Raw genomic sequence first — 10,156 nt, forward strand, 5'->3', positions numbered from 1 at the left:
ACCATGACCATGACCATGACCATGACCATGACCATGACCATGACCATGACCATGACCATGACCATGACCATGACCATGACCATGACCATGACCATGACCATGACCAGCGTGAATCACTCAACACGCTGGCCTGCAACAGAAACTTATAGGGACAGACCCTAAAGCCTACAACCGTGCCGATGAAGAAGTAGGCAAAGCAAGCCAACCTCTGTCACGGCAGCAGTTGAAACTTGTGTAACACTGACGGCCATGACACCTATGCCATATCTTGGGTGCGCATGTTGAAAAAGCTGCTGATCGTCGTCGTAGAACCTGACCCCGACCGGGCGCAGTCCATCGCGGAGGGGCTTCGCGGGGCTGGCGACCACGACATCCGCATCATCGCCGAACAGACCGCCTTGGCGCGGCGGGTGGCGGAACTGCGCCCCGACGTCGTGCTGATCGACATCGCCGACCCCTCGCGCGACATCCTCGAGGAACTGGCGCTGGCGTCGGGCCCGTCGGAACGTCCGGTCGCCATGTTCGTCGACCGGTCCGACGAACAGTTGACGCGGTCGGCGATCGAGGCGGGGATTTCGGCCTATGTCGTGGACGGGTTGCGCCCGGACCGGCTGAAGCCCGTGATCGACGCGGCCATTGCGCGGTTCCACATGCTGCAGCAGTTGCGGGCGGAACTTGCCGCCACGCGCGCCGCGCTGGAGGACCGCAAGATCGTCGACCGCGCCAAGGCCGTCCTGATGAAGGCCCGCGGCATAGGCGAAGACGAGGCCTATGCCCTTCTGCGCAAGACCGCGATGGACCAAGGCAAGCGGATCGGAGAGATCGCGCAGCAGCTGGTGACGGCGGCGGGGCTGCTGGGCCGATGATCACGCTGCGGCTTGGATACATTCCGCTGATCGACGCGGCGCCGCTGATCGTCGCGCACGAACTGGGCTTCGCCGCAGAAGAAGGACTGCAACTGCAGCTGGTCAGGCTGGGGGCCTGGGCGCAAAGCCGCGACTTGCTGGGCGCCGGGCTGATCGACGCCGCGCACATGCTGGTGCCGTTGCCCGTCGGTCAGGCACTGGGGCTGGGGCCGGCCTTGCCAGTGCTGGATCTGGTCATGTTCCTGTCCCACGGCGGCCAGGCAGTCGCCGTCAGCCGCGCCATCGAGGACCAGCTGCGGGCCGTCGGGCACGATTTCGACTTCGCCGACGCACGGCGGGCGGGGCTTGCGCTTCGCCGCGTGGTCGCGGGGCGCCTGCGCGTCGGCGTGCCCTTCATGTTCTCGACCCAGCTCGAGTTGATCCACCACTGGCTGTCGGCCTGCGGCTTCACGCCCTCGGACCTGGACATCAGGACCGTCCCGCCGCCGATGATGGCCGGCGCCTTGGCCGCGGCCGAGATCGACGCCTTCTGCGTGGGCGAGCCTTGGGCGTCGTTTGCGGTGGAACACGGGATCGCGGCGCTGCTGCTGCCCGGCACGGCGATCTGGTCGGCGCCGCCCGAGAAGGGCCTGGTCCTGCGCCATGACTTTGTCGAGGACCGCCCGGAACAGTCCGGCGCGCTGATGCGCGCGATCTGGCGCGCAAGCCGGTGGCTGGACGAGCCCGACCACTGCGGCACCGCCGCCGAGATCATCTCGCGCAAGGACTATCTGGACCTGCCGTCGGAGCTGGCCGAGCGGGGCCTGACCGGACGGCTGACGATCTTGTCCGATGGCGAGACCCGCGACGTGCCGGGGTTTCTGGCCTTCAACGGGGGCGCCGCCAGCTTTCCGTGGAAAAGCGTTGCGGCCTTATTCGCCGCCAGCATCGCGCGCCAGCACGGCCGCGCCGAGGCGCCTGCCATGCAGGCCGCCATGGCCCGATTCCGCACCGACCTCTATCGCCAGCACCTGCGTCCGGCCGGGGCCGCGCTGCCCGGCGCCTCGCTGCGGGTCGAGGGGGCGATCGCAGAGGACCGCACCGTGCCCGCCGAACGCGGCCAGATGATTCTGCGCGCCGACGGCTTCTTCGACGGTTTTACCTTCGAACCTCCGGCCGGGCCCGCGTCGACAAACTGACCGGCAAACGGGCATCCGGCGCTGCCCTCGCCCAATCCCTGTGCGCCATGCCTATTTTGCCGCGACCACCGCGGCCTGACGCAAACCCGCGCTTGCACCCGGAGGACGACGCGGCGAGGGTCTGGACATGGGCCGGGCGCAATGGCGCGCCAGATGCCCTCTCGCAACGATGCGGCACGACCTCCGCGAGGACGCGGATCTCATGACAGCCCGAACGCGCAGTCAACCGCCGGCCACCCTCTGGTGCCCCGACTGACGCCTGCGCACTCCAACGCCAGCCATCGGAGCATCCCATGCCCACCATCCCACAGCAGGCCCCGCGCCGCGCGCTGAGCCTTTCGACCTTCGCCTTCACCGTCTGCTTTGCCGTCTGGACGATTTTCTCCATCATCGGCATCCAGATCGACCAGCAGCTGGGCCTGACCGACACGCAGTTCGGCTTTCTGGTCGGCCTGCCCATCCTGACGGGTTCGCTGACCCGCATCGTCCTGGGCATCGCCACGGACCGTCTGGGCGGTCGGTTTGTCTACACCCTGACCATGCTGACCGCGGCCGTCGCGACCTTTGCGCTTGGCTGGGCCAGCACCTATCCGCAAGTGCTGATCGCCGCTCTTGGCGTGGGCGTCGCCGGCGGTTCGTTCGCCGTCGGCGTCGCGTATGTCTCGCGCTTCTACGATGATGGGCGGCAGGGCACGGCGCTTGGCATCTTCGGGGTCGGCAATGTCGGCGCCGCCGTCACCAAGTTCGTCGCGCCCTTTGTCATGGTCGCGGTCGGCTGGCAGGCGACGGCGCAGATCTGGGCCGTCGCCTTGGCCGTCACGGCAATCCTGTTCTGGCTGCTCAGCAAGGACGACCCGGTGACCGCCGCCCGCCGAGAGGGTGCCGCACCGCGCCGCAGCCTGAGGGCCGAGTTCGCGCCGCTGAAGAACCTGCAGGTCTGGCGCTTCTCGGCCTATTACTTCTTCAGCTTCGGCGCCTTTGTGGCCTTGGCGCTGTGGCTGCCGCATTACCTGATCGGCGCCTATGGCCTTGACGTGAAGACCGCCGGAATGGTCGGCGCGGCCTATTCGATCCCTGCCTCGATCTTCCGCGCCTATGGCGGCGTCCTGTCGGATCGTGTCGGCGCCCGCAAGGTGATGTCCGTGACCTTCGCCGTGTCGCTGGTGGCCACGGCGATCCTGACAGCCGGCGTGTCCCTGCCCGTCTTCCTGCTGGTCATCTTCACGCTCGGCTTCGTGATGAGCCTTGGGAAGGCTGCGGTCTACAAGCATATCCCCAGCTATTATCCGCAGAATGTCGGCGCGGTCGGGGGATTGGTCGGCATGATCGGGGGGCTGGGCGGGTTCATCCTGCCCCTGGTCTTCGGCTGGCTGAAGGACGCGACCGGCCAATGGTCCAGCTGCTTCATGGTCATTTTCGTACTGGTCGCGACCTGTGCGCTGTGGATGCACACTGCGGTCCGCCGCATGGACCGCACCGCCACCCTGCAAGCCGCCTGAAAGGAGCTTTGCCATGAAGAAGAAGCTTGTCGTCATCGGCGCCGGCATGGCCTCGGGCCGCCTGCTGGAGCATCTGTTCGACGCCGCCCCGGATGCCTGGGACGTTACCCTGTTCAACGCGGAACCACGCGGGAACTACAACCGGCTGATGCTGTCGCCGGTCCTGTCGGGCGAGAAGACCTATGACCAGATCGTCACCCATGATGCGGACTGGTATGCGGCCCACGGCGTCGATTGCCGCTTTGGCGAACCCGTCGTCCGCATCGACCGCGACGCCCGCACGGTCCATTCGAACCACAGCAGCGCCGAATACGACGCGCTGGTGATCGCCACGGGATCGGCCCCCTTCATCATCCCGGTCCCCGGCAAGGACCTGCCAGGCGTCGTGGCCTATCGCGACCTGGAGGATACGCAGGCGATGATGGCCACCGCCGGCAAGGATGCGGTCGTCATCGGCGGCGGCCTTCTGGGGCTGGAGGCGGCGGCGGGCATGGCCGCGCAGGGCGCCCGCGTCACCGTCATCCACCTGATGGGCCACCTGATGGAACGCCAGCTGGACCCTGCGGCGGGATACCTGCTGCAGAAGGACCTGGAGAGCCGCGGCATCACCGTCCACTGCAAGGGCGCCACCAAGGCGATCCTGGGCGAGGACCGGGCCGAGGCCGTTCTGCTGGAGGACGGCACCGTCTATCCCGCCGACCTGGTCTGCATGGCCGTGGGCATCCGCCCCGAGACCCGCATCGCCGTCGATGCACGCCTCGAGGTCGAACGCGGCATCGTCGTGGACGACGCGCTGCGGACCAGCGACCCGCATATCTTCGCGCTTGGCGAATGCGTCGAACATCGCGGGCAGCTGTTCGGGCTTGTCGCGCCGCTCTATGACCAGGCCAAGGTCCTGGCCCGGACGCTGCAGGATCAGTCGGCCGAGTTCCGCCCCGTCCAGACCGCGACCAAGCTGAAGGTCACAGGCTGCGACCTCTTCAGCGCCGGCGACTTTGCCGAGGGCGAGGGTCGAGAGGACATCGTCTTCCGCGATCCCGGCCGCGGCATCTACAAGCGGCTGGTCCTGCAGGACGACCGCATCATCGGCGCGGTCATGTATGGCGACACGGCCGACGGCAACTGGTTCTATGGCCTGATGAAGGACGGCACCGACATCGCGGACATGCGCGACACGCTGATCTTCGGCCCGGCCTTCCAGGGGGGTGCCGCACCGGACCCTATGGCGGCCGTTGCAGCCTTGCCGCCTGAGGCGGAGATCTGCGGCTGCAACGGCGTCTGCAAGGGTACCATCGTCCAGGCCGTGCAGAACGGCGCGACCGCACTGGACGCAGTGCGAAGCTGCACCAAGGCCAGCGGGTCCTGCGGCACCTGCACCGGACTGGTGGAACAGGTCATGGCGCTGACACTTGGCGGCGCCGTCGTCAGCGCGCCAGCAGGCATGTGTAAATGCACCGATCACACGCACGAGGACGTGCGCCGGCTGATCAGGTCGATGGGCCTGAGGTCGATCCCCGCCGTGATGCAGGAGCTGGGCTGGAAGACCGTCGGCGGCTGCCATTCCTGTCGCCCGGCGCTGAACTTCTATCTGCTGGCCGAATGGCCTCTGGAATACCAGGACGACCGCCAGTCGCGTTTCGTGAACGAACGCAACCATGCCAATATTCAGAAGGACGGCACCTATTCAGTTGTCCCGCGCATGTGGGGCGGCGTTACGACGCCGGCCGAACTACGCGCCATCGCGGACGCGGCCGAGAAATACGACGTGCCGATGGTCAAGGTGACCGGCGGCCAGCGGATCGACCTTCTGGGCGTCCGGAAAGAGGACCTGCCCCACATGTGGGCCGACCTGAATGCCGCCGGGATGGTGTCTGGCGCGGCCTATTCCAGGGGCCTGCGGACGGTCAAGACCTGCGTCGGGAAAGAGTTCTGCCGCGTCGGCACGCAGGATTCGACCGGTCTGGGCATCAGGCTGGAAAAGCTGATGTGGGGGTCCTGGACGCCCCACAAGCTGAAGCTGGGCGTGTCGGGCTGCCCGCGCAACTGCGCCGAGGCCACCTGCAAGGACATCGGCGTCGTCTGCGTCGACTCCGGCTACAACATCTCGATCGGCGGCGCGGCAGGGATGGAGGTGAAGGAGACCGAGCACCTGGCCTCGACCCCGTCCGAGGACGAGGCCATCGCCATCATCCTGGCCGTCACACAGCTTTACCGGGAACACGCCCGCTATCTGGACCGGATCTGGAAGTGGATGAACAAGGTTGGCCTCGACTGGATCAGGGCGCAGGTCGTCGACGACCTGGAAAACCGCCAACGCCTGGTCGAACGGTTCGAGCTCAGCCAGTCCGTCTATCGCCGCGACCCCTGGGCCCATCTGTCGACCCCGTCCGAGACGCCCAAATGGGCCCCCCTTGCCGACCTGACCCTGGAGGCCGCCGAATGACCCGCTTTGTTGACATCGCCTCGCTGGAGGACATCCCCCGGCAAGGCGCCCGCATGATCCGCACCGCCGCCGGATGCATCGCCGTCTTTCGCACCGCCGACGACCGCGTCTTCGCCCTGGACGACCGCTGCCCACACAAGGGCGGCCCGCTGTCCGAAGGCATTGTGCATGGCCACCATGTCACCTGCCCCCTGCACAACTGGGTCTTCGACCTGAACACCGGCACCGCGCAGGGCGCCGACGAAGGCGCCGTCCGCACCTGGCCCGTCCGCGTCCAGAACGGCCGCATCCTGATCACCGCTGACCTCCTGAACCGCAACAAGGCCGCATGAGGAGCACGGGCGGCACAGATTTAAAGCCAAAGAACATACTGCACGGCAGAGGACCGGTTCCCTCAGGCAGCTTTACCCAGACAGTTTCCTCGCCTGGTCTAGACCGCCTTCTGGTCGAGCCGGCGCACCCTCCAGACGTTCCAGCCGAATGATCGCGAGATACTCATGAACATGCATGCCACAACCCGCCCGGTCCGGACGACATGCCCCTATTGCGGCGTGGGCTGCGGCGTGCTGGCCACGCCTCTGCCCGGTGGGGGCCTTGCCATAACCGGAGACCTGGACCACCCCGCCAATTTCGGTCGCCTTTGCGTCAAGGGCACGGCGCTCGGGGATACGGTGGGACCGAATGGCCGCCTGCTGGTCCCACGGATTGATGGACGCGACACGAGTTGGGGCGAGGCGCTTGACCTGGTGGCCAACCGCTTCAGCGAAACCATCGACCGACACGGGCCGGACTCTGTTGCCTTCTACGTGTCGGGGCAGTTGCTGACCGAGGATTACTATGTCGCCAACAAGTTGATGAAGGGCTTCATCGGCAGCGCCAACATCGACACAAACTCTCGGCTGTGCATGGCCTCGTCGGTCGCTGGCCATCGCCGTGCCTTTGGCAGCGATACGGTCCCTGGGCTTTATGAGGATCTGGAACAGGCCGATTGTGTCATGCTGGTCGGTTCCAACCTGGCATGGTGTCATCCCGTGCTGTTCCAGCGCCTCACCGCCGCCCGCGAGTCCCGAGGCACCAAGGTCGTGGTGATCGACCCGCGGCGCACGGCCACCTGCGACATCGCGGACCTGTACCTGCCCATCGCACCCGGTGCGGATGCCGCCCTCTTCAACTTGCTGCTGTCCGAGGTCCACCGGCGGGGCATGACGGCCGGCGCACCGGTCGAGGGCTTGGAAGACGCGCTTGCGGCGGCGCAACGGGGAAATCCGGCCATCACCGGACTTCCACCCGACGATCTGGCACGCTTTATCGAAATCTGGTGTGCGAACGAGCGCGTGGTTACCGTATACTCGCAGGGCATCAACCAGTCCGACAGCGGGACGGACAAGGTCAACGCGATCCTGAACTGCCACATCGCAACCGGGCGTATAGGCCGGCCCGGAATGGGACCCTTTTCGGTCACCGGGCAGCCCAATGCCATGGGCGGCCGAGAGGTCGGTGGTCTGGCCAATATGCTGGCCTGCCATCTGGATATCGACAATCCGGTCCATCGCGAGGCGGTCCGGCAGTTCTGGAACGCACCCCGGATGCCCGAGGCACCAGGGCTGAAAGCGCTCGACATGTTCCGGGCAGTAGACGAGAGACGCATCAAGGCGCTGTGGATCATCGGCACCAATCCGGCGATGTCGATGCCGGATGCCAATCGTGTCTGCCGCGCCATTGCCGGCTGCGACTTTGTCGTCGTCTCGGACATCATGGCACAGACAGACACGACCCGCCTGGCTGATGTCCTGCTGCCGGCGACAGGATGGGGCGAGAAAAACGGCACCGTCACGAACTCCGAACGTCGGATCAGCCGACAGCGCCCGGCCCTTGGGCCGGTCGGGCAGGCACGCGACGACTGGCGCATCATGGCCGAAGTCGCCCAGAGGATGGGCTGGGCCGACGCTTTCGCCTGGACACACCCGTCGCAAATCTTTGCCGAGCATGCGGCGCTGTCGGGCATCGCCGGCAGACTGGGCAGCGACTTCGACATCTCGGATTGTGCCGGTTGGGACCGGTCGCAATACGACGCGATGGAGCCGTTCCTCTGGCCCCGCGCGGGCGCGCGGCAGGGCGGCCGTTTCTTCGGCGACAACAGTTATCATACTCCCTCGGGCCGAGGCCGGATGGTCCAAGTCACGCCGCGCCTGCCGCCGGCGACGACGCCGAGCGCAGCATTCTGCCTGAACACCGGCCGGGTGCGTGACCAGTGGCACAGCATGACGCGCACCGGCACCTCGCCGCGCCTGTCGCGTCATCTGGCCGAGCCGTTCCTGGAGTTGAACCCATGTGATGCCGAAAGCCTGGGTGTCTCCCCCGCCAGCCTGGCCCGTGTCACCACGGCTCGAGGCGAAGCGATCCTACGTGTTTTGGTAACGGACCGCGTGGCCCCGGGTCAGCCCTTCGCGCCGATCCATTGGAGCGACCAAACCGCTTCAGCCGGACGCGTCAACGCGCTGACGGCGCCGCTTGTCGACCCAGTATCCGGCCAGCCCGCACTCAAGTCCACCCCGGCATCGATCGCGCCCTTCGCCGCCCGCTGGTACGCCTACGCCGCGTCTTCTCGCCCGATCCGGCCGGACAGTGAATATTGGGCATTGGCCGCATTGCCGGGTGGGTATCAGGCCGAACTTGCTGGCTCGGTCGTGCCTGCGGATTGGACAGTGGCGGCGCAGCGTCTTCTGGATCTGGACATCCAGCCGATGGTGGTCCGTGACGATCGACGCGGGGTCATCCGGCTAGCCTTCACCCAAGGCAGCCAGCTACTTGCAGCCTTGTTCGTGTCGGAGGAGCCGGTTGCCTTGTCGCGCAGCCATCTGGCGGCAGCGCTGTCGCAGGACGTCGATGGTACGCTGCTCGCCGGTCTTCCCGGCCCGGACCGGCAGGATGAAGGTGCCACCGTCTGCGCCTGCGCGGGCGTCGGAATCAACAGGCTGATCACTGCGATCACAGAGCAAGGTTTGCTCTCGCTAGACGATGTCGGGAGAGCGCTTGGCGCCGGGGCGAACTGCGGCTCGTGTCGGCCCGAGATCAAGGCGCTCATGCTGAGGCTGAAAGCGCTCGGGCCAGACCTTCGGGCGGGTCCACCAAGACAGGAAGTCCGGGCGCGGTGACAGTTCGACATAGTCATAGCCTAGCTCGGCGACCTTGCGGCAGGTCTCCTCGAGTGAAAGGTGCCGGATCATGTGCGGGTCGAGGGTGTGTTTCAGCATCTTCGAAGTTCCTTGGCCTTAAAGGTGGGCGGGGCAACCTGTGCCCCGCCCTTCGCGGAAGGGAGGAGGGCCCGCGAGTTCAGTTTGCGTATTGCGACGGGTTCTTGGCCGTCACCGGCTCAAACGGGACCCAGGCTTCCGGCTCCATCGCTGTGCCACCAGCTGCGGCGACGGCGGCTCGAACGGCAACATGGCCTTGTTCGACGGTGTTCTGGAACACGGTGACGTCGATGTCTCGGGCTTCCAGCGCGGCAAGTCCGTCGGCTGTGGCATCAATCCCAGCAACCACCACATCGTCCATCGGACGGCCGGCAGATTTCAGCGCCTGCATCGCGCCGATCGCCATCTCGTCATTGTTGGCGACGATCACATCGAATTCCAGCCCGGCCGTCAGCCAGGAACAGCTGAACGTCGTCCAGTGCGACCATGCCAGGAAATCCTTTGCGGACTTGGTCCACCTCGAGGATGTACTCGCCTGTAAAGGCCCCGCGCGACGGCGCGACAGCTGCGTCAAGCATGGGTGCTCCTCCCAAAGCATCGGTTGCGGGTCCGCCGATACGGACCCGCCGCTCATCAGTTCTGGTACTCGGCAAGGTTTTCGGGTCTCACCAACTCGAATGGTACGTACACCTTCGAGTCGACCTCCTCGCCCCGCGCCAGCTTGAACGCAGCGTCCACCGCGCCCTCGCCCTGACCGGCCGCGTTCTGGAACACGGTCACGTCCAGATCACCGGCTTCCATCGCGGCCAGGGCGTCGGCCGTCGCATCGATACCACCGATGACGACTTCGTCCATGGCGGTTGGGGCGCCGTAAATCCGGCGCAGGTCGGCGGCCACAGCCTTGCGGTCCTTCCCGGAGCAGAAGTTCAGGCTGTGGCGCGCCAGATGCATCGAGCCATGGAAACGCCACTGGTCC

7 protein-coding genes and 1 pseudogene are annotated in these 10,156 nt (G+C 66.3%); 6 read left to right on the top strand and 2 right to left on the bottom strand.

What is annotated here, in order from left to right; genetic code table 11:
* Nucleotides 1–278 precede the first annotated feature (278 nt).
* From OC184_RS18430 to OC184_RS18455, 6 genes are all read left to right on the top strand, one after another.
* Complete coding sequence (locus OC184_RS18430; protein WP_265508626.1) at nt 279–866, top strand: ANTAR domain-containing response regulator; 588 nt, start codon at nt 279–281, stop codon at nt 864–866.
* The gene (locus tag OC184_RS18435) at nt 863–2,044 is read left to right on the top strand and encodes an ABC transporter substrate-binding protein (RefSeq protein ID WP_265508619.1); all 1,182 of its coding nucleotides are present in this window, start codon (nt 863–865) and stop codon (nt 2,042–2,044) included. The genes OC184_RS18430 and OC184_RS18435 overlap by 4 nt, the downstream gene beginning before the upstream one ends.
* Before the next feature lie 293 nt (nt 2,045–2,337).
* Nucleotides 2,338–3,543: an MFS transporter gene (locus OC184_RS18440; protein ID WP_265508620.1), complete on the top strand. Its 1,206-nt coding sequence runs from the start codon at nt 2,338–2,340 to the stop codon at nt 3,541–3,543.
* A gap of 13 nt (nt 3,544–3,556) precedes the next feature.
* The gene (gene nirB, locus OC184_RS18445) at nt 3,557–5,986 is read left to right on the top strand and encodes a nitrite reductase large subunit NirB (protein ID WP_265508621.1); all 2,430 of its coding nucleotides are present in this window, start codon (nt 3,557–3,559) and stop codon (nt 5,984–5,986) included.
* Nucleotides 5,983–6,318: a nitrite reductase small subunit NirD gene (nirD, locus tag OC184_RS18450; RefSeq protein ID WP_265508622.1), complete on the top strand. Its 336-nt coding sequence runs from the start codon at nt 5,983–5,985 to the stop codon at nt 6,316–6,318. Before nirB ends, nirD begins: the two co-directional genes overlap by 4 nt.
* Before the next feature lie 165 nt (nt 6,319–6,483).
* Nucleotides 6,484–9,141 carry a nitrate reductase gene (locus tag OC184_RS18455; RefSeq protein ID WP_265508623.1) on the top strand — a complete coding sequence of 886 codons (2,658 nt, stop codon included), beginning with the start codon at nt 6,484–6,486 and terminating at the stop codon, nt 9,139–9,141.
* Nucleotides 9,142–9,319: 178 nt separating this feature from the next.
* On the opposite strand, the gene OC184_RS18460 is transcribed toward OC184_RS18455, so the two are convergent.
* Together OC184_RS18460 and OC184_RS18465 are read right to left on the bottom strand one after the other, a co-directional pair.
* Entirely contained in the window at nt 9,320–9,754 is a 435-nt protein-coding gene (locus OC184_RS18460) for a substrate-binding domain-containing protein (RefSeq protein ID WP_265508625.1), read from the bottom strand.
* A gap of 59 nt (nt 9,755–9,813) precedes the next feature.
* Nucleotides 9,814–10,156: pseudogene (locus tag OC184_RS18465) on the bottom strand (hypothetical protein); the annotation flags it as partial.

This window comes from Paracoccus rhizosphaerae (assembly GCF_026162645.1).
GTDB classification, from domain to species: domain Bacteria; phylum Pseudomonadota; class Alphaproteobacteria; order Rhodobacterales; family Rhodobacteraceae; genus Paracoccus; species Paracoccus rhizosphaerae.

Excerpts from the sequence above, each read along its gene's own strand:
- OC184_RS18430 (WP_265508626.1), top strand. The coding sequence starts at position 279 with ATGTTGAAAAAGCTGCTGATCGTCGTCGTAGAACCTGACCCCGACCGG.
- OC184_RS18435 (WP_265508619.1), top strand. The coding sequence starts at position 863 with ATGATCACGCTGCGGCTTGGATACATTCCGCTGATCGACGCGGCGCCG.
- OC184_RS18440 (WP_265508620.1), top strand. The coding sequence starts at position 2,338 with ATGCCCACCATCCCACAGCAGGCCCCGCGCCGCGCGCTGAGCCTTTCG.
- nirB (WP_265508621.1), top strand. The coding sequence starts at position 3,557 with ATGAAGAAGAAGCTTGTCGTCATCGGCGCCGGCATGGCCTCGGGCCGC.
- nirD (WP_265508622.1), top strand. The coding sequence starts at position 5,983 with ATGACCCGCTTTGTTGACATCGCCTCGCTGGAGGACATCCCCCGGCAA.
- OC184_RS18455 (WP_265508623.1), top strand. The coding sequence starts at position 6,484 with ATGAACATGCATGCCACAACCCGCCCGGTCCGGACGACATGCCCCTAT.